We start from the raw sequence: 24,833 nt of genomic DNA on the forward strand, positions 1-24,833 counted from the left end.
GCCGTGCCTGGCGCCTGGTGGTGCCCGGCCAGCCTACAGCCGCGCCTCGTCGCCCCACACGTGCCGCATGCTGAAATGCATGCCGGCATCGTCTTCGTGCAGCGACGAAACGATGGCGAACTGGCTGTCGCCCGTGTCGCGCGGCGTCATCTGCGATAGCTCGGCGGCGGCCAGCGGCGCGCCCAGCGGGTCGCTGAGCGGATGCACGTGGCCGGCGCCCCGTTGCGTCACCACTCCCAGTTCGCCGCTGCGCAGGCGTACCAGGGTGCCGGGCGGATACTTGCCCAGCAGATTGACGAATTGCTCGCCCAGCAAGGGGTCGATGGGCACGCCCTGGTCGAGGAAGATGTGCTGCAGCGCCTGGTCGGGGACGATGGAACGGCGGTAGTTGCGCGCCGAGACGCGGGCGCAATAGCGGTCGGCCAGGCCGATCAGCTTGGCGTTTTGCAGGATTTCATCGGCCGTGCGTCCCTGCGGGTAGCCGCTGCCGTCGTCATTTTCATGGTGCAACAGCACGCAGCTCAGCCATTCCTCGTCATCGACGCCGGCGCAGCGCAGCAATTCCGTGCTTTCCTGCGGATGCTGGCGCACGATGCGCATTTCATCGTCGTTCAGGGGGCCGCGCCGGTCCTGGAAACTGTCGTGGTGGCGCAGCATGCCCACGTTCATCGTCAGCGCGGCCGCGCCGATCAGCAGCAGTTCATCGTGCGACTTGTGCATGCCGCGGCCCACCAGCATGGCCAGCAAAGCCGTTTCGATGCAGTGGCGCACGGCATAGCTGCCGGCGATCTGGTTGAGCAGGATGCTGGCCAGGGCGATATCGGCATCGTGTTCGAGCGCGCGCAGCAGTTCGCGGGCGATGTCGCGCACGTCGCGCTCGGCATTGCTTTCGCTGCGCAAGTCCAGCAGCAGCCGTTCCAGGCGTTGCGCTGCCTCATTGAGCAAGCGCAAGACGGATGGCTGGTCCGGCGCGCCCACGTACAGGCCCAGCTGCAGCAAACGGCCCAGCTGCGTGCCATCCGTGATGATCTGCCCCTTGCGCAGTTGCGGGCCGGCACTATGGTCAGCCAAAAACAGATCCCAGGGCAGGGGTTCGCCGGGAACCAGGTCGGCCGGGCCGATGCGACGCTGTACCATCTGTCATCCTTTGCCCCGCCGCAGCGAAGCCATGTTCAGTGCTCGGTTATATGCTGCGCAGGCGCTCCAGCGCCAGGCGCAAGGTCTCGTCTTTCTTGGCAAAGCAGAAGCGCACGATGCCCGACTCCTTGCCCTGCACGTAAAACGCGGAAACGGGAATGGCCGCCACCTTGATTTCCGTCGTCAGCCATTCGGCGAACTGCGCTTCGGTCTCTTGCGAAATGGCATCGTAGCGCACGCACTGGAAATACGTGCCGTCAGCCGGCAGCAGGGTAAAGCGGCTGCCCGCCAGGCCGTCGCGGAACAGGTCGCGCTTGCGCTGGTAAAACGCGGGCAAGTCCAGGTAGGGCTGCGGATTCGCCATGTAGCCGGCGATGCCGTGCTGCATCGGCGTGTTGACGGTAAACACGTTGTACTGGTGCACCTTGCGAAATTCCGCCGTCAGGGCCTTTGGCGCGGCCACGTAGCCGACTTTCCAGCCCGTCACGTGATACGTCTTGCCGAAGCTGGAGACGATGAAGCTGCGCGCCGCCAGTTCCGCGTTGCGCGAAAGCGACGCGTGCGGCACGCCGTCGTACACCATGTGCTCGTACACCTCGTCGGACAATATCAATATTTGCGTGCCGCGCACGATGTCGGCCAGCGCGGCAACATCGGCCGGGCGCAAGATCGTGCCCGTCGGATTGTGGGGCGTGTTGATGATGATCAAGCGCGTCTTGCTGCTGACGGCGGCGGCCAGCTGGTCCCACGGCACGCTGTAGCCTTGCTCATCCACTTGCATGGACACCAGCACGGGCACGCCGCCGGCCAGCGCGATGGCGGGCAGATAGCTGTCGTAGGCCGGTTCGATGACGATGACTTCGTCGCCCGGGTGCACGCAGCACAGGATGGCCGTGGTGAGCGCCTGCGTGGCGCCGGCCGTGACGGTGATTTCCGTGCCGGCATCATAGCCGTGGCCGTACAAGCTGGCGATTTTCGCGGCGATGGCCTCGCGCAGGGGCGCGGCGCCCGTCATCATCGGATACTGGTTGTGGCCGGCGCGCATGGCGTCGCTGACGAGATCGACCAGGGCCGGGTCGCAATCGAAGTCGGGAAAGCCCTGGCCCAGGTTGACGGCGCCATGCTGGGCCGCCAGGCTGGACATGCGGGTAAACACGGTGGTGCCCACGAGAGGCAAGCGGGTGGTCAGGGTGGGAGTCGTGCAGGGCAGGGACGGGCTGTTCATGAGCGGTAGGGGCGCGGTGCGGAAAGTGGAATCGTTTCCCATTCTAGCGCAGCGCGTGGCGTTCCGTGCAGCCCTCGATGGCTCAGCCTGGCAAGGCCCAGCCTTCCGGCACCATGATCTTGAACATGCCGGCCTTGGCCGTCTTGCGGGCCAGTTTCAGCAGGGCCTTGTCCTTGGTGATGAGGATGTCGGCGTTGGCGTCGCGCGCCAGTTCGAGGAATTTCTGGTCATCCTTGTCCGTGCAGACGGGCAGGCGCACGCCGGAGACGGGCGGCGCCACGACCGTGATGTGGGCGTCGAAGCGGGCGGCGGCGACGGCGCGGCTGGCTTCGTCGAGCGGCAAATGTTTGTAATGCAACACGACCAGATATTCCGCACGGCAATCTTCGCGCGTGATGGCATGCACGGCGCCGCTTTCCATGGCCGCCAGCAGGGGCGCCCAGCGCGGGTCGTTGAAGACGAACAGGTCGAGGCAAACGTTGGTGTCGAGGACGAGTTTTTGTGGAGCAGGTATCATGTCGGCAATTCTATTCTGTAGTGATAATTTATGTTGATCGTGCTTTCGCCCGCCAAGAGTCTCGACCTGGAGACGCCGCCAACAACCTCGTTGCACAGCACCCCCGATTTTCTCGACCATTCCGCCCAGCTCATAGCCCGCATGCGCCAGTTTTCGCCCGCCGAAGTGGGCAGCCTGATGGGCATTTCCGACGCCTTGTCGGCCCTCAACGTGGCCCGCTACGCTTCCTGGACGCCCAAGCTGGCGGAAGCGCGCCAGGCCATCATGGCCTTCAATGGCGACGTGTATGCCGGCTTCGAGGCGCGCAGCCTGCAGCCGGCCCAGCTCGACTATGCCCAGTCGCGCGTGCGCATCCTGTCGGGCCTGTACGGCTTGCTGCGCCCGCTGGACCTGATCCACCCGCACCGCCTGGAAATGGGCACGCGGCTGTCGACCACGCGCGGCAAGGATCTGTACGCATTCTGGGGCGACACCATTACCAACGGCTTGAACCGCACGGCAAAAGAGCAGGGCGCCAAGGTGCTGGTCAATCTTGCTTCCGAAGAATATTTCAAATCCGTCAAGCCGCGCCAGCTGGACGTGCCCGTCATCGCGCCCGTGTTCGAGGACTGGAAGAACGGCAAATATAAAATCATCTCGTTCTACGCCAAGCGCGCGCGCGGCATGCTGGCCCGCTATGCGGCCGTCAACGCCATCCGCGACCCGCAGCAGCTGAAAGAATTCGACGTCGACGGCTACGGTTTCGTGCCGGAAGCCTCGAACGACAAGAACTGGGTGTTCCGGCGCAAAGTGGGTGTATAAGTAAAAAAACCGGGCTAGCCCGGTTTTTTCTTATCTTACTGCCAGAATTTCCACCACTTGCGTTCCTTGTTCACCCCTTCCGGGCTGAGGAATGCCGTGTTCGGATAGTTCTTGGTCAGCACGCGCAAGGCGTCGTCGCGCAAGTCGGTCAAGCCCAGCTTGTCATACGAGCGGTACATGATGAACAGCGCTTCTTCGATGGCCGGCGAAGCGGCAAAATCGCTGACCGTCGTTTGCGCGCGGTTGGCGGCGGCCAGGTAGGCGCCGCGGCGGTAGTAATAGCGCGCCACGTGCACTTCGTATTTCGCCATGGCATCGACCAAATAGTTCATGCGGGCCAGCGAATCGGGCGCGTATTTGCTATTTGGAAACTTGTCGACCAGTTGCTTGAAGGCGGCAAACGCTTCGCGCGTGGCTTTCGGATCGCGCTCGGTCGGATCTTGCTCGTACAGGAAGTTCAGGAAGCTGATCTGGTCGTTAAAGCTGATCAGGCCCCGCAAGTAGTACATATAGTCCACATTGGCGTGGTTCGGATGCAACTTGATGAAGCGTTCGACGGCAGCCAGTGCCTGAGCCTGGTCTCCCGACTTATAATACGCGTAAGCGATCTCCATCTGCGCTTGCAGAGCATAGTTGCCGAAAGGATAGTTAGCCTCCAGCTTCTGGAACAGGCCGATTGCAGCTTCATAGTGCTGCCCGGCCATTTCTTCACGCGCCTCCGAGTATAATTTCGTAACGGACCAGTTTTTGGTCTCATCCACTTTTTCAGGCAACAAGCTGCAAGCGGACATGCCGAGCAGAACGACTGAAGCGACTACCAACGATAATTTTTTTTGCATGACGTTTTGCAAGAAGGTTTTAACCAAGATTTTACAATAGGCTGATTATAGCCGATGGGAATGCTGTGATATTAACTCCGAAGCCTAATTTGGCTGACCCCGCGTTTGACTCCCTTTCTGACCATGTTGCCGAAGAGGCGTTTGACGGCGATTTTGCCGCCGACGACGTCTTCGAGGAAATGGCCCCGATTACATTGGAACTGACGCCGGACGCCTGCGGCCACCGCCTCGATAAAGTCATCGCCCAGCTGGTGCCGCAATACTCGCGCAGCCGCTTGCAATTGTGGCTGGAAGCCGGTTTCGTGACCGTCGATGGAAAAGTTGCCAAACGCAACATGACCGCCTATGGCGACGAGAAGATCGTCATTCTGCCGCAAAGCGCGCCGGAAGACGAGGCTTTTAAGCCGGAAGCGATGGAATTGAACATCGTGCACGAAGATGAGCATATCATCGTCATCAACAAACCGGCCGGACTGGTCGTGCATCCGGGCCCCGGCAACTGGTCGGGTACCCTGCTCAACGGCCTGCTGCACCACTGCCCGCAACTGGCTGGCGTGCCGCGCGCCGGCATCGTGCACCGCCTGGACAAGGATACGAGCGGTTTGATGGTGGTCGGCAAGACCCTCGCTTCGCAAACGGACCTGGTGCGCCAGTTGCAGGCGCGCACCGTCAAGCGCGAATATTTCGCGCTCGTGTGGGGCACGCCGAAGGCGGCGGGCACCATCGATGCGTCCATCGCGCGCCACCCGCGCGACCGCGTCAAGATGGCCGTCTCGGAAAACTTCACGGCCAAGCCCGCCATCACGCACTATGAATTGATCGGCAGCGGCGAACTCGACCGCCGTCCCGTGAGCCTGATGCAATGCCGCCTGGAAACAGGCCGCACGCACCAGATCCGCGTGCACATGCAGCATCTGGGCTTTGCACTGGTCGGTGATTATGTGTACGGCAAGCAGCACCTGGTGTCCGTCTTCTCGCGCCAGGCACTGCAGGCGCGCCGCCTGGGCCTCGTGCATCCGGGCACCCTGGAAGCGTGCGAGTGGATCGTGCCGCTGGCCGATGATTTCGCCCAACTGATCGCCACCGCCGGCATTCCCGAGCCGGAACAGGTCTGATGACGGCTGCCTTGCCTTATATCACTCCCCATTGGCCCGGCCTGCCCGCGAACGTGGGCGCGCTGGCGACCGTGCGCGCGGGCGGCGTCAGCCAGGGCCCGTATGGTGACGGGCAGGGCGGCGGTGGCTTGAACCTGGGCACGCACGTGGGCGACGAGGCCGCGCACGTGGCGGCCAACCGCGCGCGGCTGGCGGGCGCCTTGCCTGCCGAGCCGGCCTGGCTGTCGCAGGTGCACGGCGTGGCCGTGGCCGATGCTGCCAGCCTGGACGGTTGCGTGCCCGATGCCGACGCCAGCATCGCCACGCAGGCGGGCGCCGTGTGTGTCGTGATGACGGCCGATTGCTTGCCGGTATTGTTTTGTTCGACGGATGGCCTCGTCGTCGGCGCGGCCCACGCGGGCTGGCGCGGCCTGGCCAACGGCGTCTTGCAGCGCACGGTGGACAGCATGCGCGCGCAGGGGGCGACGGATATCCTCGCCTGGCTGGGGCCGGCCATTGGTCCACAGCAATTCGAAGTGGGACACGATGTATTGCAAGCGTTCCGCGACGGCGCGCGCGATGATGCCGAGCGGCAAGTACTGAGTGCTTCCTTCGTCGCCATCGCTGGCAAGCCGGGCAAGTACCTGGCCGACATCTATGCGCTGGCGCGCACCATGCTGCTGCGCGACGGCGTGGCGCAAGTGGCGGGCGGGGAATATTGCACCGTCAGCGATGCGGCGAAGTTTTACTCGTACCGGCGCGATGGCGTCACGGGAAGACAGGCCAGCTTGATCTGGCGCAAATAATCTGCACGGCAGACACTTATGTGTCTGCCGTTTTTGTTTTATCGTCTGCTGAGGCCAGCGCGCGGGCCTGCAGTTCCGCGATGCGCGCCGCCTTGCGTTTGCGTCTCCTTGAGCCCGTCAGATAGAATAGGATGGACAGCGGGATGACGCAGTACAGCACGAAGGTCATCACCCCGGCGACGATGGACGGTTCCGTCAGCGCCATGAGGCCGACGACATAGATCCAGGCAACAGCGGTCATGAGCATCATTGGTATCGGCAGTCAGTAAGAGTTTGCATGCAGGTGGCCCGGAAGTAATTATTTATCAATTCTTGAATGGATTTATATAGCTATGAACATGCCAGATCCTCAAATGATGACCAAGGAATGGATGGCGCAGATCAGCAATCCTGAACAGTGGAAGACGTGGTTCAACATGGTACCGCAGCCCGCCGGCAATCCGATTGCCGGCATTTTGCAGGATGCGGGCGCCAGCATCAAGCCGGAAGCGATCGAGCAACTGAAAAATGCCTACGTGGCCAAGCTGACGGGCTTGTGGGCAGACTTTATGGCCGGCAAGGCGCCGGAATTGAAAGACCGCCGTTTCTCCGCGCCCGCCTGGCACGCCAGCCCCCTGTCGGCCTTCAATGCGGCGGCCTACCTGCTGAACGCCGAGTTTCTCAGCGCCATGGCCGACGCCGTGGAAGCGACGCCGCACCAGAAGCAAAAGATTGCGTTTGCCGTGCAGCAAATCGTCGACGCCATGTCGCCCGCCAATTTTCTTGCCACCAATCCCGACGCGCAGCAAACCCTGATCGAGACCAAGGGTGAAAGCCTGGCCAAGGGCTTGAGCAACATGCTGGCCGACATGGGCAAGGGGCGCATTTCGCAGTCCGACGAATCGGCCTTCGAAGTGGGCCGCAACGTCGCCACCACGCCGGGCACGGTGGTGTTCGAGAACGCGCTGTTCCAGCTGATCCAGTACACGCCGACGACGGCCACGGTACACCAGCGGCCGCTGCTGATGGTGCCGCCGTGCATCAATAAATTCTATATCCTTGACTTGCAGCCAGAAAACTCGCTCGTGCGCTATGCGGTGGAGCAGGGCAATACCGTGTTCCTGATGTCCTGGCGCAATCCGGACCTGAGCATGCAGCACCTGACGTGGGACGATTACGTCGAGCAAGGCGTGATCGAAGCCATTCGGGTCACGCAGGATATTTCCGGCCAGGACAAGCTCAATATGTTCGGCTTTTGCGTCGGCGGCACCATCGTCTCGACGGCGCTGGCCGTGCTCAAGGCACGGGGCGAGAATCCTGCCGCCAGCCTGACCTTGCTGACCACCTTCCTCGATTTCTGCGACACGGGCGCGCTCGACGTCTTTATCGACGAGCCGCAAGTGGCGCTGCGCGAGCAGACGCTGGCCAAGGGCGGCCTGATGTCGGGCCGCGACCTGGGCAGCACTTTCTCCAGCCTGCGACCGAACGACCTCGTGTGGAACTACGTGCAGTCGAATTACCTGAAGGGCAAGGAGCCGCCCGCGTTCGACTTGTTGTACTGGAATGGCGACGGCACGGGCTTGCCGGGCCCCATGTTCTGCTGGTATCTGCGCAACACCTACCTGGAAAACAGCTTGAAAGTGCCGGGCAAGCTGACGGTGGCCGGCGAAAAGGTCGACTTGGGCAGCATCGACGCGCCCGCTTTCATCTACGGTTCGCGCGAAGACCATATCGTGCCCTGGGGCGCGGCGTACGCCAGCACTGCCGTGCTGAACCCGAAAAAGCCGAAAGCCAACCGCTTCATCCTCGGCGCTTCGGGCCATATCGCCGGCGTGATCAATCCTGCCTCGAAGAAAAAGCGCAGCTACTGGAGCAATGACGCGGGCAAAGGCGCACGCACGGCGAAAGCCAAGCCCTTGACTGCCGAACAGTGGATGGAAGGCGCGACCGAGCACGTGGGCAGCTGGTGGCCCGAATGGGCGGCTTTCCTGGCCGAACACGGCGGCGCGCAGGTGAAGGCGCCGGGCAAGCCGGGCAACAAACGCCACGCGGCAATCGAGCCGGCACCGGGGCGGTATGTTAAAGTCAGGGCGGACTAGTTTACAAAAGCTTCTGGCCCGGCAAGACCGGCGTAATCTCCGGTCTTGTCAGGAATCTACTTTTAGTTGCGTTGCAATAAATGCGGGAATCTACTACCCTGATGTGCAATGGAGCCGTTTTCCACTCTATAATGGAAAACGTAGGCAGGTGCGAAAGCGGACCCACGTTCGCTTTTTTTTCGGATTAACTCAGTATGCGCTGCGGCGCAATAAGTGGAACTTGTGATGAGTAGTGCAAAAAAAAGTATAGACCGCCTGATTAAAAAATATCCCAACCGCCGTCTGTATGACACGCAAACCAGTTCCTACATCACCTTGACGGACGTCAAGCAGCTGGTGTTGGACAATGAGGTGTTTACCGTCGTCGATGCCAAATCCAATGAAGATTTGACGCGCAGCATCTTGCTGCAAATCATTTTGGAAGAGGAAGCGAATGGCGCGCCCATGTTCTCGAGCAGCGTGTTGTCGCAGATCATCCGCTACTATGGCCACGCCATGCAGGGCATGATGGGATCCTACCTGGAAAAGAACGTGCAAGCGTTCACCGATATCCAGCACAAATTCACGGGCACGTCGGCCGGCAGCTTCGAAGGCAAGCCCTTCAGCCCTGAAATGTGGACCCAGTTCATGAATGTCCAGGGCCCGATGATGCAAGGCATGATGAACAACTACATCGACCAGAGCAAGAGCCTGTTCGTGCAGATGCAGGAACAGATGCAGAGCCAGAGCAAGAATCTGTTCGGCACGTTCCCGTTCGTGCCGCCGGTGCCGCCGACGGACAAAAAGTAAGCCGCATCCGATGCGCGCCACACAACGGCACAGGAACTCCTATGCCGTTGTGCTTTGCGGATGTCATGCCGGCGGCTGCCGATGCTGAATGCTATTGCTTCAGTTGTTGCAGCGTGGAGAGCAGGTCCTGGTTTGAATGCTCGAGCTTCCATGTTTTGGCATTGTCCATGGAACTGTAAATGCTGACGCGACCCTTGAAGTCTTCCTGGATATTGAGCGCAAGGCCGGAAGGGAAAATCATTGGCGTCTGACGCAATGTATATGGTGCATACGGCCCCCAGGTTTGACCATCGTCGCTGCTGACCAGCAGTGCGCCCTCGTTATACATGCCCGCTTCCATCAGCAATCTGCCGTCATTGAGCGGCGCCACGGGCGACATCAGGACTTTGAACGGCGAAACGATCGTTTTCCAGTTCTGGCCGCGATCCCGTGAAATATAGGCGTCGGGAAATCTTCCTGCCAAGCCAGCCGCTACCAGGACGCTTTCCGTCCCATTGGGTTGATGGGTAAATTGCGTCAGGTTTTTCTTGTGTGGACTAAAGCGTTCGGTCAACTTGCCCGTGCTGTAATCGAGTTCGCCGATCAAGCCGCTTTCCAGCGCATAGCCGATGCGGCCCGCGTCTTGCCACGTCCAGAGTAAGCCCGGGCCATGTAGCCAGGATCCGGGCAAGGTGGCGTGGTACACGGATCGCCAGTCACCAGCGTCCAGCTGGTGCGCATGGAAAATGTTCAACTCGTCGCCCTTGCGATGCATCACGTACCAGCCAACCTTGGGGTTGCCCCCGATGCGCAGCAGATTGCCGGGCGGCAGGTTGCCTGTATCGACAGGCGACAGCTGCTCACTGTCACGCGCCTTGCGGAGCAGGGAACCGGATTCGCCTACCGCAATCAATTCGGCATTGGGCAGGTCGACAGGAAATACGCAGGACAGCGACTCCACCGATGGCGCATTGAGGATGCTCCATAGCCCTTGCGTCGAGCGCATCAGGACGGCACCCATGCGGCTGGCGGCAGCCACCCGGCCATCGGGCATTTCGGTGGTGCACTCGGCCCCAGCCGGGTGGGCGCGGGCAAATTGCTCGACATCGTCCTGGGCGTGGCGTGGCGTGCTCCAGCCAGGAGCGGCAGCAGCGCCAAACATGGCGTTGTAGCCGGGGGCAAAGCGCTGGATCAATTCCGCATTCGATGTCACCTGGGCGCTACGGCCGTATTGCACGCCGAAATTGCCGCGTGTCACAATCAGCCGGCCCAGATCCGTCGATTTATCCGCTTCGATCTTGAAGCTTCCCACGATGGTCGAGTACACATGCAATAGCTTGTTGGCACGGGTATCGATCAATTCGACAAACTCATACTCTCCAGGCGGCAGGGCGCCAATGAACAGGGACGTATCGCCTGCCATCGCGCTCTCGACCTTTTTCATCACCAGGTTTTCGGAGACCAGCTTGAAATCACTGCGCTGCTCCCCCGACACGACACGGCGTAACTTGATCATATTGAAACCGTAAATATCTTTGGTATTCGATGTGATGCTGACCGCCACCGGGGTTTCTCCCGATTGTGCATGCATTTTCAGTGGATCAACCACCGAGGTGTTGACGGCGCAGCCGCTCAGCAGCAATGCGCTCAAACCGCAAGCCGCGACAGCCAGGCGCCGCGCTTTCAGATTGGAAATGGAAAAAGACATGGGACTCATTTAGTTTTTTAAAAAACAATTATATGTCAGTCATTAGTTTCTTTGTGGCATTATTTTTTAATTTCTTGATACCGGTGATGCGTGGCGGAACCTGCTTCAAGCACTGACCCGATGGCAGTGGCCGGAACAAAGTTGCGATTGAAGCGTTGCAGATACGGCGGCAAAAGGACTCAGCGCTGACAGCAAGGGGCGGCTCGGGGTACAATAGCCGATTCGCCTCACCATTTTACTAGCTGCCAACTATGTCTGAAATTCACCGTATTCCCGTTCCTTCCGCCCAGCCCGAGGCCATGCTGGCCATGCCAGGTGCGGCGCCGAAAGTGGGCTTTGTCTCGCTCGGCTGCCCGAAAGCGCTGGTCGACTCCGAACAAATCCTGACCCAACTGCGCGCCGAAGGCTACGAAACGGCGAAATCCTACGCTGGCGCCGATCTGGTGATCGTCAATACCTGCGGTTTTATCGATGCTGCCGTGCAAGAGTCGCTCGACGCCATCGGCGAAGCGCTGGCTGAAAACGGCAAAGTGATCGTGACGGGCTGCCTGGGCGCCAAGAAAGATGCTGCCGGCGACGACATCATCATGAAGGTGCACCCGAAAGTGCTGTCCGTCACGGGCCCGCACGCGCTGGCCGAAGTGATGGATTCCGTCCACTTCCACCTGCCGAAACCGCATGCGCCATTCCTCGACCTGGTGCCGCCGCAAGGCGTCAAGCTGACGCCGAAGCATTATGCCTACCTGAAAATTTCCGAAGGCTGCAACCACCGCTGCAGCTTCTGCATCATTCCGTCGATGCGCGGCGACCTCGTCTCGCGCCCGATCGGCGAATTGATGATCGAAGCGGAAAACCTGTTCAAGGCTGGCGTCAAGGAATTGCTGGTCATTTCGCAAGACACCTCGGCGTATGGCGTGGACGTGAAATTCCGTTCCGGCTTCTGGAATGGCCGTCCCGTGAAGACCCACATGACGCAACTGACGGAAGCGCTGGGCGAACTGGCCAAGTCCTACGGCGCCTGGGTGCGCTTGCACTACGTGTATCCATACCCGCACGTGGACCAGATCATCCCGATGATGAGCGGCGGCCACATCCTGCCGTATCTCGACATTCCGATGCAGCATGCGCACCCTGACGTGCTCAAACGCATGAAGCGTCCGGCCAGCGGCGAGAAAAACCTGGATCGCATCCAGGCCTGGCGCGCCATCAACCCGGACCTGACCATCCGCTCGACCTTCATCGCCGGTTTCCCTGGCGAAACGGAAGCGGAATTCGAATACTTGCTCGACTTCCTCAAGGAAGCGCAGATCGACCGCCTCGGTTGCTTCGCGTATTCGCCTGTCGAAGGCGCGACCGCCAACGCCATCGCCAATCCCGTGCCGGAAGAGCTGCGCGAAGAGCGCCGCGGCCGCGTCATGCTGCTGCAGGAAGAAATTTCCAAGAAACGCCTGCAAGCCAAGGTCGGCAAGACCGTGCGCGTGCTGATCGATGAAGTCACCCGCTCCGGCGGCGTGGGCCGCTCGTCTGCCGACGCGCCGGAAATCGACGGCGTCGTGTATGTGAAGCCGCCATTCGAGCCGCACCGCAAGCTGGCTGTCGGCCAGTTCGTCGATGTGACCATCACCTCGGCCGACGCGCACGACCTGTGGGGCGCTGCCGAGTAAAAAACGTCCATGCCGGCGTTGCGCTGCCTTGCCGTACAGCAAGGTACTGCCTGCGGCAGCGCGCCTTGGCCTGAACGTTTTTACGCGGTGAAGATGATATTTGACAAGGTGTAACACTCTGTCATACGTACGGCGTACAGGGCGTAAAGCCCTTACAATCAAGGCGGACCAGTAATTGCTGGTCCGCCTTTTTATTTGCCGACGACGCCATGACCACACCCAAATCCCCCCAGACGGCGCTGATCCACAGCGATTACCAGGCGCCGCAAGGCTTTGCCGCGTTTCCCAACGCCATCCATCACGCATCCACCGTGCTGTTCAAGGACGTGGCGGCCATGCGCTCGGGCGACTGGAAAGAGAAGAACGCCTACACCTACGGCTTGCACGGCACGCCCACCACCTTCACCCTGGAAGCGCGCCTGGCCGAGATCGAAGGGGGCAAATACTGCCTGCTGGCGCCGTCCGGCCTGGCGGCCATCGCCATGGCGGACTTTGCCCTGCTCAAAACGGGCGATGACGTTTTATTGCCGGAAAACATCTACAACCCGAACCGCGAACTGGGACGCTGGCTGGCGCAGGATTTCGGCATCACGGCCCGCTATTACGATCCGTTGATCGGCGCCGGCATCGCGGGCTTGATCCAGCACAATACCAAGCTGATCTGGACGGAAGCGCCCGGTTCCGTGACGATGGAAGTGCCGGACTTGCCCGCCATTTGCGCGGCCGCCCATGCGCGCGGCGTGCTCGTCGCCCTGGACAACACCTGGTCGGCGGGCCTGGCCTTGCGCGGCTTTGACCTGGGCGTGGACATCATCATGCAGGCGCTGACGAAATACCAGTCGGGCGGCTCGGACGTGCTGATGGGCGCCCTGATCACGCGCGAGCGGGCGCTGCACGACCGCCTGGCGCAGGCGCACATGCGTCTGGGCATGGGCGTGGGGGCGGACGACGCCTACCTGGTGCTGCGCGGCTTGCCCACGATGAAATTGCGCTTCGACGCCCACGACCAGGGCGCGCGCACGGTGGCCGCCTGGCTCAAGGGGCGCAGCGAGATCGTTACGGTGCTGCATCCGGCCTTTGAAGATTGCCCGGGCCACGCCATCTGGCAGCGCGATTTCACGGGCGCGGGCGGCCTGTTTTCCGTGCTGTTCGATGTCCGCTACACGGAGGCGCAGACGGACCGCTTCGTCGATGCCTTGCAGTTGTTCAAGATTGGCTACAGCTGGGGCGGCGCGAACAGCCTGGTGATGCCGTACCGCATCGCCGCCATGCGCAAGGGCTGGAAATTGCCGGGCCAGCTGGTGCGCCTGAACGTGGGACTGGAAGATCCGCAGGATCTGATCGCCGATATCGAACGGGCGTTCGCGGCGATGTAGCGGCAAGCGGGCAAGCACGATAGCTTGCCCACAAGTAATTTACAGGGGCACGGGCTTGTTGTTGTTCAAGTCGAGGAAGCCGCGCAGCAGGCGGTAGGCTTTCCACAGCCAGGCCACGCCCCACACGAGGAAGGCCAGCGGGATGCCGATCAGCGTGATCCACAGGATGGCGCCCACGACGATCCAGGCCACGTACCACCAGAAGGAACGGATCATCCAGCTGTGATGGCTGTACACGAAGGTCCCGGCCGCCTCGTCCCGCTTCACATAATTGGTGATGAGCGGAATGAAGGAAAACGCGCCCAGCGAAAACACGAAGCTGGCGCCATGTATCAGGTACAACCACCAGGCCAGGTTCTTGGTCTGCTGGAGTTGGGTATCCAAAATAATATCTTGTGACATGAAGGCTCCCGTCGTTGCTCAATTTTTAATTGTAACAAGCAAAGCGGCGCGGGAGCGCAGTCCATGGAAAAAGGCAGAATACATTGTTGAAACGAAATCGCTATCCCACCCTGGCCGCGCGCGCCAGGTCATGGCTGCGCCAGGCTTTGCCGGCCTTGCTGCTGTGCGCCTCGGCGGCCCATGCCGCCGGCGCCCCGCTGGAGGCGGAGTTTGCCGCCGGCTTGAAGGACGAGGGTTTGGCGGGCGCCGTCTGGAGTGAAGTCTTGCCTGACGGAACAGTCAAAGTCGGCGCGTCCGGCCTGCGCGATACCGCCAGGCGCATGCCCATGCAGGCGGATACGCGCATGCAGGTGGGTTCCGTGGGCAAGGTGGCGCTGGCGCTGGGCGTCTTGCGCCTGGTCAGCGAAGACCGGCTCACGCTCGACACGCCCCTGCAGCAGGTGCTGCCGGAACTGGCGCTGAAAAACCCGTGGCAAGCGAGCGACCCCGTGCGCATCCGCCACCTGCTGGCGCATACGTCCGGCCTCGACAATGTGCGCTTCTGGCAGGCGTTCAGCCTGAACCCGGCGCCGCAGACGCCGCTGGCCGACGCTTTTGACGGCGACCGCAACCTGCTGCGCGTGCGCGCCCGGCCCGGCAGCCGCTATGCGTATTCGAACATGGGCTATGGCTTGCTGGGCATGGTGATCGAGAAAATCACGGGCCAGCCGTATGAGCGCTATCTCGACGCGCAGCTGCTGCAGCCGCTGGGCATGGCGGACAGCACGTTCGCCTTCGTTACGCAAATGAGCACGCAAATGAGTACGCAGGCGGGTGCGCAGGCTGATCCGCGCCTGGCCATGGGCTACTTCGAGCATGGCGTGGCGCAGCCGGCCGTGCCCCAGTATTTGCGTCCGGCCGCGCAATTTACCACCACGGCGGCCGACATGGGCAAGCTGGCGCAATTCCTGATGGGCGACGGCAAGCTGCAGGGCGCGCAATTCATCGACCTGGCCCTGATGGGCGCCTTGTCCGAGCCGTCCGGCACGGACGCGGCGCAGGCGGGCCTGGCGACGGGCCACGGCCTGGCGCTGGCCGTGCGCGACCGCCACAACGTGGTGGGCGCCTGCCACCCTGGCACGGCCGTGGGTTTCCGCGCCATGCTGTGCCTGTATCCGGAGCAGGACAGCGCCTTCTTCGTGGCCTTCAATACGGATGCGGAGCAGGCCGACTATGAACGCTTCAACCGCCTGCTGCTGCGCGACCTGGAACTGCCGCTGCGTGCGCCGGCCCCGCGCGGCACGCCCGCGCCCACGGTGGAAAACTGGCAGGGTGTCTACCTGCCGTCGCCCAGTCCCATGGCCAGCATGGCCTGGGTCGATGCCGTCTTCGGCTTTACGCGCCTGAAATGGGATGGCGAATCGCTGTTCCTGATCCCGTTCCAGGGCGAGCCGAAGGAACTGGAACCGGTGGGCGGCTTGCTGTTCCGCGCCAGCGACCGCAGCACGCCGTCGCACGTGCTGATGCAGGAGGATGGCAAGCATGTGCTCAGCGACGGCTTGCGCAGCTATGAGCGCGCGTCGATGCTGCGCATGCTGGTGCTGTGGGGCAGCCTGGCCCTGGGCGCGGCGGGCTTGTTGTACGTGCTGGTGGTGGGCGTCTGGCGCGCCGCGCTGCGCAGCCTGGGGCGGGGCGACCACCTGTTCGCGCCCTTGCTGTCGCTGCTGGCGCTGCTGCTGCCGCTGCCGTTCTTCTATTTCCAGTCCTACCTGCGCCTGGGCGACGTCACCATCGCCAGCGTGCTGCTGGCGCTGACGACGGGCGCGCTGCCGCTGGCGACGGCGTTCGGCCTGGCGCGCTGCTGGCGCAGCCGCGGCACGGCGGCCGAGGCGGGTTCGTGGGCCAAATGGGATTGGGTGGCCTTGCTGGCGGCCTTGCAACTGCTGCTGGTGCTGGCCTGGTGGGGATTGCTGCCGCTGCGCCTGTGGCACCTGTAGCCGGCGCTCAGCGCCAGGCGTGCAGCAGCCGGCGCCACCAGCGTTGCGCTGGCCTGGGCTGGCTGCCATGGCCGGCGCGCCCGGTCCGCTTGGCGCGATAGCTGGCCGCCGCCATGTGCAGGCCGATGCGGTCCATCGCCGCCATCGCGTCCGCCTCCTGCGGCGACAAGCCATGCCGCAACGCGTGTGCACGGGGTTCCAGCAGGAAGGCGGCACGCAGGGCGTCGTCCGTGTACAGCCTTGCCAGATAGGTTTCCAGTGCGGGGGAACTCATGCGTTTCGCCCCGCGCGCAAGGCCGCGCGCGCCAGCTCCAGCTGGTCCAGCACGTGCTCGAACGACGGGTAATTGCCGTCGCGTTCGACGATCACCGTCAACGGTTGCGGCGCCTGGCGCGCCAGCACGGTCAACAGGGCGAAGACGGCGGGCGGCACGTCGTGCAGATGGTCGTCCAGCAGGCGCTGGCCGCCGCCAGGCGCGTCGATCCAGTGGCCGCCGCTCAGGTGCACGGCGCCGACCCTGTCCAGGGGCAGGCGCAGCAGCAGTTGCTCCGGGTCATGCCCGAAATTGACGGCGTTCGCATACAGATTATGCAGGTCCAGCAGCAGCGGCACTTGCGCGCCGTCAAGGATGTGCGTCAGCCACCCGGCTTCGTCCAGCGTGCTGGCGGGCGGCTGGACCAGGGTGGCGATGTTTTCCATCAGCGGCGCGCTGCCGACGATGCGCGTGGCCAGCGCGATATTGGCGATGGCGCCGGCGGCGCTGTGCGGCGTGCGCGGCGGCGCCGCCAGGTGGCCGATTTCCACGCCGCCGGCGCGCACGAAACTCAGGTGCTCGGACCACGATTCCGCTTGCACTTCCTTCATCAGGCGCGCCATCGCATGCAGGCGGCGCGGGTCGGCGGGAATCGTCGACGCCAAGCCCATGCCCACACCGTGCAGGCTGACGGGCACCTGGCGCGCCAGGCTGCGCAAGGCGGCGATGCCGGCGCGCGCGGCGTGGTAATAGTCGTCGGCGATTACTTCCAGCACGTCGATGTGCGCCAGGTTGGACAGGATGCCGGCTGCCAGTTCGCCGCGCCAGCCCAGGCCGACGCGGTCGCGCGCGGTCCCCTGGCTAGCTGCCACAGCCGCCGCCACCGCCGCAACCGCCACAGCCGCTGCCGCAGGAAGAACCGTCGCCGCCGCCCGACGAGCCGCCGCCGGAGTCGCCCGAGCTGCCGGACGAGGAATCGCCGCCGCCGTTTTGCCGCGGCACCGGGTACAGCTGGGTGACATACGCGTACACCGACGGCGGCAGGGCGCCGAGGCCGAAGATGGCCGCCAGCAGGGCCATGTCGGCGCTGCTGCTGCCCGCCTGCAGGCGCGATGAACGCATGTTCAGCCGGCCAAACAGCATGCGCAGGTCGGTCAGCAGCCGCTGCGCGCTCCAGCTGGTCGCCTGGGTGCGCAAGCCGCGCAGCATGAGCAGGAATATCGCCAGCAGCAGTGCCAGGAACAGCAGGTTGTAGTGCTGGCGGCTGATGGCGATGACGGCCTTGACGGCGGCCACCGTCAGCAGCAGCCAGTGCGCCGTCCAGGTGATGCGCTCGCGCCGGCGCAGCAGCGGCGGGCCGACCAGCAATTGCTGCTGCGTCAAGGTTTCCAGGTAGGCGCGGCACGACGGCAGCATCTCGGCTTGCACGGCCAGTTCCTTGCTGTGGCCCTGGCGGCCCAGGTACAGTCGCAGCACGTCGCGTTCGATATCATGGCTGGCGAAACGCAGGCTGTCGGCGCTGGCCGTTTCCAGCAGCGGGCCGTCGGCGCGCAGCAAGCCGCGGTCGACCAGCACGATGGCGGCGACTTTCACGGCTTCGAGGGCGCCGCCGCGCAGGAAGGCGATGCGGTAGGGATCATCGGCCAGCGACAGCTGGGCGTGCGGATTGCGCAATTCCATGCGTATCAGTAGCTCGCGCGCGAGGTAGTACACGAGCGTGCCAAAGACCAGGTAGGCGAGCAGGAACCAGGGCCCGCTCCAGTCGAACGGATTGGCGCCGTTCACCGCATCTGCTCCGCGTGTTCGCGCAAGTGTTCGGTAATCGTCATCAAGCCCGCAAAGGCGGGCAAGGCCTGCCCCGGCGCCAGGCGCGCCGTTTCGCGCGCCGCCGACATGGCTTGCAGGGCCGCGTGCAGGGCAGGCTCGCCCAGCTGGTCGACAAACGCTTCGAGCGCCTGCTTGCCGGACAGCCCGGACTTGCCTTCCAGCTGCGCCAGCGACGCCGCGGACGAGCGCAGGGGGCCGGCTGCGTCGGCGATGGCGCCGGCCAGCTGTTCTTCATTCAGGCTCAATAGCAGATACCGTTCGCGCATGCGCACCTGCTGGTTCAGCAGCACTTGCCGCAAGCGCCGCAGCACGGCGTCGCGGTTCGTGCGCAGGCTGGCGAAAGGGTCGGCGCCATGCAGCACCTGGTGGCGCGCGATGATGTCGGCGAACTTGACGGCGAAGGCGTCGGCTGCCTGCGTCAATTCGCCCTCGAGCAGGAACATCACCTGCAAATCGATGGCGGCGTGCGCCAGGCGCAAGGGTCCGCGCAGCGCATCGGCCGCCTGCGGCGCAAAGCGCTTGAGCAGCAACAGCAGGTTGACGTCGGAGGTGGCGCGCACCTGGCCATCGGCGGCCGAGCCAAACAGCACGGCGGCGGCAAGGTCGTCACCAAAGGTGTTTTGCGCGGCGGCGACAAACACATCCAGGTGGCGTTGTATCTCTTCTGGCAGCGGTGGCGGCATGCGGTGTTCTTTCACGATGGGTTGGCAGGATGCGCATAAGTTTGCAATATAGCAAACTTATGCCATCGTGCGCGCACCGTCCGCCAGATGGCGCCGACTCAGGTCAATACGTTGAGCAAGCCATCGAGACCCACGAAGTTCAGCGCCACGTCGGCCTGCGAGCGCACCACGGGCTTGGCGCGGAAGGCCACGGACAGGCCGGCGATGCCCATCATTTTCAAGTCGTTGGCGCCGTCGCCCATGACGATGGCTTCGGACGGGGAAATGCCCAGCTCCGCGCAGACTCTTTCCACCGTGCGCTGCTTTTCCTCGGCGTCGACGATGCCCCCTAACACCTTGCCCGTCAGCTTGCCGTCGACGATTTCCAGTTCGTTCGCATGCGTGTAGTCGAGGCCCAGGCGCTCCTTCAGGCGTTCGGTGAAGAAGGTAAAGCCGCCCGACACCAGCAGGGTTTTCAGGCCCGCCTTCTGCACGGCCGCCAGCATGGCTTCCGCGCCCGGCGACAGTTTTAAGCGTTCATCGTAGACGCGCTGCAGGGCCGACGCATCGAGACCTTCGAGCAGGGCCACCCGCTGTTTCAGGCTGGAGCCAAAATCGAGTTCGCCCCGCATGGCCGCTTCCGTGATGGCCGCCACCTGCGGTTTGAGACCCTGCATGTCGGCGATTTCATCGATGCATTCGATGGTGATCAGGGTCGAATCCATGTCCATCGCCACCAGCTTGAATTCGCCGAGCTCGCGCTGGCCCATCATGTAGGTGGCGTCCAGTTGCGCCGCCTGGGCCGCCACTTCGATGGTGGGGCGCAGCGCGGGCGAGTAGGCGATCTGCTCGCAGCGCACGGCGTTCGGTCCCAGGCGCGTGATGGACGTGGGCGCCGCCAGCGCGGCGATGCGCTCGAGGCGGGCGCTATCGCCGTCCAGGCCCTGCAGGATCAGATTCATGGTGATGGTCTTGGTATTGGTCATGGGTCAGCCCTGCATAAATGATAGGAATAGTCTAAACCGTCAATTGCTTGATGGTGGTCTTGATCTGCGTCACGCGCGCGGCCAGGTCCGGCATGGCGGCCGTGATTTTCAGCTTGTCCTGGCCATGCAGCTTGATATGGCGGTTCTTCTGGATCAAGTCGATGATGCGCATCGGGTCGATGGGCGGCTTGGCCATGAATTGCAGGGTGGCCGCCTCGCCATGCACGTCGATCTTGACGATGCCCACGGTTTTCGCGGCGATGCGCAGGCGGTGCGTTTCGACCAGGGCCTTGACGGCGTCGGGCAGCTTGCCGAAGCGGTCGATCAGCTCTTCCTGGATATCGTCGATCTTCTCCTGCGTGGCGCAGTTGGCCAGGCGTTTATAAATCGACAGGCGCTCGTGCACGTCGCCGCAGAAATCGGCCGGCAGCAGGGCCGGCACGTGCAGGTTGATCTCCGTCGTCGACGCCAGCGGCGCGGCCAGGTCCGGCTCCTTGCCCGCTTTCAGCGAGCGCACGGCTTCGTTGAGCATGTCCGAATACAGCTGGAAGCCGATTTCCGTCATCTCGCCGGACTGGCTTTCGCCCAGCACCTCGCCGGCGCCGCGGATTTCCAGGTCGTGCATGGCCAGGTAAAAGCCGCTGCCCAGTTCTTCCATCTGCTGGATGGCGTCCAGGCGGCGCTGCGCCAGTTTGGTGAGGCCCTGCACGTCGTGCACCAGCAGGTAGGCGTAGGCCTGGTGGTGCGAACGGCCGACCCGGCCGCGCAGCTGGTGCAGCTGCGCCAGGCCGAACTTGTCGGCGCGGTGCATGATGATGGTGTTCGCCGTCGGCACGTCGATGCCCGTCTCGATGATCGTCGTGCACAGCAAAATATTGAAACGCTGGGCGACGAAGTCGCGCATGACCTTTTCCAGGTCGCGCTCGTGCATCTGGCCGTGTGCCACGGCGATGCGCGCCTCGGGCAGCAATTCCGTCAGCATGGCCAGGCGGTTCTGGATGGTTTCCACCTCGTTGTGCAGGAAGTAGATCTGGCCGCCCCGTTTGAGTTCGCGCAAACACGCTTCGCGGATGATGGCTTCGCCTTCGCTGCGCACGAACGTCTTGATGGCCAGGCGCTTTTGCGGCGCCGTGGCGATGATGGAAAAGTCGCGCAAGCCTTCCAGCGCCATGCCCAGCGTGCGCGGGATCGGCGTGGCCGTCAGGGTCAGCACGTCCACTTCCGCGCGCAGGGCTTTCAAGGCTTCCTTCTGGCGCACGCCGAACCTGTGTTCTTCGTCAATGATGACCAGGCCCAAACGGGTAAACTTCACGTCGTCGGACAGCAGTTTGTGCGTGCCGATGACGATGTCGATGGTGCCGTCGGCCATGCCCTTGAACGCTTGCGTGATCTCCTTGCCGCTGCGGAAGCGCGACAATTCCGCGATGCGCACGGGCCAGTCGGCGAAGCGGTCGGCGAAGGTTTGCGCATGCTGCTCCGCCAGCAGGGTGGTGGGCGCCAGGATGGCCACCTGCTTGCCGCCCATCACGGCGATGAAGGCGGCGCGCAGCGCCACTTCCGTCTTGCCGAAGCCGACGTCGCCGCACACGAGGCGGTCCATCGGTTTGCCGGAAGTCATGTCCTTGATGACGTTGTGGATGGCTTCGGCCTGGTCCGGCGTCTCGTCGAAGCCGAAGCTGTCGGCGAAGCGCTGGTAGTCGTGCGACGAGAATTCGAACGAGTGGCCCTGGCGCAGCGCGCGCCGGGCGTACAGGTTGAGCAGCTCGGCGGCCGTGTCGCGCACCTGTTCGGCCGCGCGTTTTTTCGCTTTTTCCCACTGGCCCGAGCCGAGCGAGTGCAAGGGCGCGTCTTCCGGCGAGGCGCCCGAATAGCGGGAAATGACGTGCAGCTGCGATACGGGCACGTACAGCTTGGTGTCCTTCGCGTATTCGAGGTGCAGAAATTCCGTCTCGCCTTCGCCCAGGTCCATGCTGGTCAGGCCCATGTAGCGCCCGATGCCGTGGTTGATGTGCACGACGGGGTCGCCGATCTTCAGCTCCGACAGGTCGCGCACCATCGATTCGACCTGCGTCACGCCTTCCTGCTTCTTGGTGCCGACGCGGCGGCCGGAACCGGCGTACAGTTCCGTCTCCGTGATGAAGGATAAATGACCTTCCGGCGTAAACAGTTCGAAGCCCGCGTGCAGCGGCGCCACGCCCAGCATCAGCTTGGCGTCGGATTGCAGGAAGCCGTCGCTGCCTTCCACGGGCGTCAGGTGCAGGTCGTATTCGGTGAAGTACTGCTGCAGGGTTTCGCGGCGGCCGTTCGATTCGGCGCAGATCATCACGCGGCGGCCCGCTTGCAGCAAATAGCTGCGCAGGTTGGCCAGCGGGTCGTCGGCGCGGCGGTTGACGGCGATGTTCGGCACGGGGGCCGACAGTTCGGACGCCAGCGCATCGTTCGATTTGGCGATCGCCAGGCGCGGATACGGCTTGGCCAGGCCGAAGAACTGCTCGTCGGACAGGAACAGCGATTCCGGCGGCAGGATCGGCCGCTCGCGGTCGGCTTTTAAGAAGCGGTAGCGCGACTGCGTATCGGTCCAGAAGCGGCCGATGGCAGAGTCGATTTCGCCCACCAGGGCCAGCGAGGCGTCGGGCGGCAGGTAATCGAACAGGGTGGCCGTCTGTTCGAAGAACAGGGGCAGATAGTATTCGATGCCGGCCGAGGCGATGCCGCTGCTGATGTCCTTGTAGACGACCGAGCGCGATGGGTCGCCCTCGAACTGTTCGCGCCAGCGGTTGCGGAAGGTGGTGCGCGCCGCTTCGTCCATGGGAAATTCGCGCCCCGGCAGCAGCCGCACTTCGTGCACGGGGTACAGCGAGCGCTGGGTGTCGGCGTCAAACGTGCGGATGGTTTCGATGGTGTCGCCGAACAGGTCGAGGCGGTAGGGCAGGGCGGAACCCATGGGGAACAGGTCGAGCAGGCCGCCGCGCACCGAGTATTCGCCGGGCGACATCACTTGCGACACATGGCTGTAGCCGGCCAGGGTCAGCTGCGACTTCAATCGCGCTTCGTCGAGCTTTTCGCCCTTCTTGAAGAAGAAGGTGTAGGCGGCCAGGAAGGACGGCGGCGCCAGGCGTACCAGCGCCGTGGTGGCCGGCACGATCAGCACGTCGCACTGGCGCGTCTGGATTTCGTGCAGGGTGGCCAGGCGCTCGGAGACCAGGTCCTGGTGCGGCGAAAAGGCGTCGTAGGGCAGGGTTTCCCAGTCCGGCAGCAGGTGGCAGCGCAGTTCCTTGCCGCCAAACCACGGGATTTCATCGAGCAGGCGCTGGCCGTCGCTGGCCTGCGCCACCACCACGGCCAGCATCTGGCCCCGCGCTTTTAATTCCAGCGCGGCCAGCGCCAGGGCATAGGCGTCGGATGAACCATACAGGGCGGGCAGCGCGTAGCGGTTGCCGGGCTTGGGGAGGGCTTTTGTTAAGTCTAAGGACATGCAGGCGATGACACTAGTGGCAGAGGCAGTTGAGTGGGACAGCTGTGGTGCGCGCAGCGCCGCCAGTGACGGCGCTGACAGGCGAGATTATAGACCATCACTTATATCTCCGCGCTTGAGAAAACCGTCGCGAGCGGCAGTGATTTGTGGCTAAGAAGCGCAACCGTACTTTAGTACGGTGAGCATCGCAGGCCGCAAAGCACGACGCGCAGCAGGTTTTATCCTGCGCGGACATTGGCGATGCCGAACGGAACATGCACCATCGGTATCGTGCCGCCCGCCGATTTGAGGTGGCTCAATTGATCGTCGAAGAAGATATGCGGCTTGAACACGGCCAGCACGCGCGATTTGTCCATGCCGCCGAGGAAAAACGTCTCGTCGGCCGCCACGCCCCAGCTTTTCAGGGTCGTCACGACGCGCTCGTGCGAGGGCGCGTTGCGCGCCGTGATGATGGCGATGCGCAGGATCTTTTTATAGCCGGGGTCGCGCCGCTGGGCCCTTTCTTCCAGGCGCTGCATGGTGGCCAGCTTCTGGAACAGGCCGGCCAGCGGGCCGGGGCGGTGCGGCGTGCCCACGTTCAGGGTTTCATGGGCGTGGAATTCATCGACGTCATTGTTGCGCTTGAAGACGGTTTCCGCTTCGTCGTCGGCGATCACGCCGTCGAAATCGAAGGCCACGCGCAATTCCTCGTCGTTTTCGTCGTCTTCCGTGCGCGACGGCAGCACCAGGCCGGCCGGATAGTCGCAGGCCAGGGCGCTGCGCACGTCGCCTTCGTTCGCGCTGAGGAACAGCGAGGCATTGAAGGCGGGCAGGTAGGGATACGGCGACTTGCCCGTCATGAAGGCGGCGCGCGAGATGTCCAGACCGTAGTGGGCGATCGAATGCATCACGCGCAAGCCCGTTTCCGGCGAATTGCGCGAAAACAGCACCACTTCCACGGGCGACTGGCGCGGATAGTGCTTGTTGATGTTCAGGAAGCGGCGGATGAAGGGGAAGGCCACGCCGCGCGGCAGGACCGTGTCGATGTGCGTCTCCTGGTACTTGCGGTATTCCTCGGGGCCGTTGTCGAGGTAGATCTGGTGCGATTCGGCCAGGTCGAACAGGGCGCTGGAAGCGACCCCGATCACCAGTTTGTGTTCGATAGGATAAGCCATGCTGTACCTGTGGTGTGCGTGTTGACCATCTTATACGACTATTAACTGCGTAGCCAATAGCGGCGCGTGGGGATTTTTTGCACCA

The 24,833-nt window shown here is 63.2% G+C and carries 22 protein-coding genes; 8 read left to right on the forward strand and 14 right to left on the reverse strand.

The window, feature by feature from the left end; translation table 11 throughout:
* Nucleotides 1–33: 33 nt before the first annotated feature.
* From CLU94_RS24410 to CLU94_RS24420, 3 genes are all read right to left on the reverse strand, one after another.
* Nucleotides 34–1,137, reverse strand: a complete 1,104-nt coding sequence (locus CLU94_RS24410; RefSeq protein WP_099667534.1) for an HD-GYP domain-containing protein — start codon at nt 1,135–1,137, stop codon at nt 34–36.
* 46 nt (nt 1,138–1,183) lie between these two features.
* On the reverse strand, nt 1,184–2,362 hold the full coding sequence (locus CLU94_RS24415) for a pyridoxal phosphate-dependent aminotransferase (RefSeq protein ID WP_099667535.1): 1,179 nt from the start codon (nt 2,360–2,362) through the stop codon (nt 1,184–1,186).
* Between the two features lie 82 nt (nt 2,363–2,444).
* Complete coding sequence (locus CLU94_RS24420; RefSeq protein ID WP_070281998.1) at nt 2,445–2,879, reverse strand: putative toxin-antitoxin system toxin component, PIN family; 435 nt, start codon at nt 2,877–2,879, stop codon at nt 2,445–2,447.
* Nucleotides 2,880–2,909: 30 nt separating this feature from the next.
* Here CLU94_RS24420 and yaaA point away from each other — a divergent pair, with 30 nt between their 5' ends.
* Complete coding sequence (gene yaaA / locus CLU94_RS24425; protein WP_099667536.1) at nt 2,910–3,680, forward strand: peroxide stress protein YaaA; 771 nt, start codon at nt 2,910–2,912, stop codon at nt 3,678–3,680.
* A gap of 35 nt (nt 3,681–3,715) precedes the next feature.
* Here the strand turns inward: yaaA and CLU94_RS24430 are convergent, their stop codons facing one another.
* Nucleotides 3,716–4,519: an outer membrane protein assembly factor BamD gene (locus CLU94_RS24430; RefSeq protein ID WP_077405789.1), complete on the reverse strand. Its 804-nt coding sequence runs from the start codon at nt 4,517–4,519 to the stop codon at nt 3,716–3,718.
* 89 nt (nt 4,520–4,608) lie between these two features.
* Between CLU94_RS24430 and CLU94_RS24435 the strand changes: the two genes are divergently transcribed.
* Complete coding sequence (locus CLU94_RS24435; RefSeq protein ID WP_099667537.1) at nt 4,609–5,634, forward strand: RluA family pseudouridine synthase; 1,026 nt, start codon at nt 4,609–4,611, stop codon at nt 5,632–5,634.
* The gene (gene pgeF, locus CLU94_RS24440) at nt 5,634–6,419 is read left to right on the forward strand and encodes a peptidoglycan editing factor PgeF (protein WP_099667538.1); all 786 of its coding nucleotides are present in this window, start codon (nt 5,634–5,636) and stop codon (nt 6,417–6,419) included. The genes CLU94_RS24435 and pgeF overlap by 1 nt, the downstream gene beginning before the upstream one ends.
* A 16-nt stretch (nt 6,420–6,435) precedes the next feature.
* Here the strand turns inward: pgeF and CLU94_RS24445 are convergent, their stop codons facing one another.
* A complete protein-coding gene (locus CLU94_RS24445) occupies nt 6,436–6,669 on the reverse strand; it encodes a hypothetical protein (RefSeq protein ID WP_306558479.1) in 234 nt (77 codons plus the stop codon).
* An 82-nt stretch (nt 6,670–6,751) separates the two neighbouring features.
* Here CLU94_RS24445 and phaC point away from each other — a divergent pair, with 82 nt between their 5' ends.
* Together phaC and phaR are read left to right on the forward strand one after the other, a co-directional pair.
* Nucleotides 6,752–8,497: a class I poly(R)-hydroxyalkanoic acid synthase gene (gene phaC / locus CLU94_RS24450; RefSeq protein ID WP_180278759.1), complete on the forward strand. Its 1,746-nt coding sequence runs from the start codon at nt 6,752–6,754 to the stop codon at nt 8,495–8,497.
* 225 nt (nt 8,498–8,722) lie between these two features.
* Entirely contained in the window at nt 8,723–9,286 is a 564-nt protein-coding gene (phaR, locus tag CLU94_RS24455; RefSeq protein ID WP_010399000.1) for a polyhydroxyalkanoate synthesis repressor PhaR, read from the forward strand.
* Nucleotides 9,287–9,377: 91 nt separating this feature from the next.
* Here phaR and CLU94_RS24460 read toward each other — a convergent pair whose 3' ends face one another.
* Entirely contained in the window at nt 9,378–10,973 is a 1,596-nt protein-coding gene (locus CLU94_RS24460) for a hypothetical protein (protein WP_099667540.1), read from the reverse strand.
* Nucleotides 10,974–11,281: 308 nt separating this feature from the next.
* On the opposite strand from CLU94_RS24460, the gene rimO reads away from it, so the two are divergent.
* A complete protein-coding gene (gene rimO, locus CLU94_RS24465) occupies nt 11,282–12,637 on the forward strand; it encodes a 30S ribosomal protein S12 methylthiotransferase RimO (RefSeq protein ID WP_170846336.1) in 1,356 nt (451 codons plus the stop codon).
* Nucleotides 12,638–12,846: 209 nt separating this feature from the next.
* The gene (locus CLU94_RS24470; protein WP_099667541.1) at nt 12,847–14,013 is read left to right on the forward strand and encodes a cystathionine beta-lyase; all 1,167 of its coding nucleotides are present in this window, start codon (nt 12,847–12,849) and stop codon (nt 14,011–14,013) included.
* Between the two features lie 39 nt (nt 14,014–14,052).
* Here CLU94_RS24470 and CLU94_RS24475 read toward each other — a convergent pair whose 3' ends face one another.
* Nucleotides 14,053–14,415, reverse strand: a complete 363-nt coding sequence (locus CLU94_RS24475) for a DUF4870 family protein (protein WP_099667542.1) — start codon at nt 14,413–14,415, stop codon at nt 14,053–14,055.
* A gap of 86 nt (nt 14,416–14,501) precedes the next feature.
* Between CLU94_RS24475 and CLU94_RS24480 the strand changes: the two genes are divergently transcribed.
* Nucleotides 14,502–16,391, forward strand: a complete 1,890-nt coding sequence (locus tag CLU94_RS24480) for a serine hydrolase domain-containing protein (RefSeq protein WP_180278760.1) — start codon at nt 14,502–14,504, stop codon at nt 16,389–16,391.
* A 7-nt stretch (nt 16,392–16,398) separates the two neighbouring features.
* On the opposite strand, the gene CLU94_RS24485 is transcribed toward CLU94_RS24480, so the two are convergent.
* The 7 genes from CLU94_RS24485 to CLU94_RS24515 all read right to left on the reverse strand — a co-directional run bounded on the left by CLU94_RS24485 (nt 16,399) and on the right by CLU94_RS24515 (nt 24,748).
* Nucleotides 16,399–16,665: a hypothetical protein gene (locus CLU94_RS24485; RefSeq protein WP_099667544.1), complete on the reverse strand. Its 267-nt coding sequence runs from the start codon at nt 16,663–16,665 to the stop codon at nt 16,399–16,401.
* A complete protein-coding gene (locus CLU94_RS24490; RefSeq protein ID WP_180278761.1) occupies nt 16,662–17,516 on the reverse strand; it encodes a DUF692 domain-containing protein in 855 nt (284 codons plus the stop codon). Before CLU94_RS24490 ends, CLU94_RS24485 begins: the two co-directional genes overlap by 4 nt.
* Entirely contained in the window at nt 17,506–18,429 is a 924-nt protein-coding gene (locus CLU94_RS24495; protein WP_099667546.1) for a TIGR04222 domain-containing membrane protein, read from the reverse strand. The genes CLU94_RS24490 and CLU94_RS24495 overlap by 11 nt, the downstream gene beginning before the upstream one ends.
* Entirely contained in the window at nt 18,426–19,154 is a 729-nt protein-coding gene (locus CLU94_RS28875) for a nucleotidyltransferase domain-containing protein (protein ID WP_143451526.1), read from the reverse strand. The genes CLU94_RS24495 and CLU94_RS28875 overlap by 4 nt, the downstream gene beginning before the upstream one ends.
* A gap of 98 nt (nt 19,155–19,252) precedes the next feature.
* Complete coding sequence (serB, locus tag CLU94_RS24505) at nt 19,253–20,095, reverse strand: phosphoserine phosphatase SerB (protein ID WP_099668478.1); 843 nt, start codon at nt 20,093–20,095, stop codon at nt 19,253–19,255.
* A 55-nt stretch (nt 20,096–20,150) separates the two neighbouring features.
* Entirely contained in the window at nt 20,151–23,594 is a 3,444-nt protein-coding gene (gene mfd, locus CLU94_RS24510; RefSeq protein ID WP_099667548.1) for a transcription-repair coupling factor, read from the reverse strand.
* A 218-nt stretch (nt 23,595–23,812) separates the two neighbouring features.
* Entirely contained in the window at nt 23,813–24,748 is a 936-nt protein-coding gene (locus CLU94_RS24515) for a 5'-nucleotidase (protein WP_077405756.1), read from the reverse strand.
* Nucleotides 24,749–24,833 lie beyond the last annotated feature (85 nt).

It is taken from the genome of Janthinobacterium sp. 13 (genome assembly GCF_002749695.1).
In the GTDB taxonomy this organism is placed as follows: Bacteria; Pseudomonadota; Gammaproteobacteria; order Burkholderiales; family Burkholderiaceae_D; genus Janthinobacterium; species Janthinobacterium kumbetense.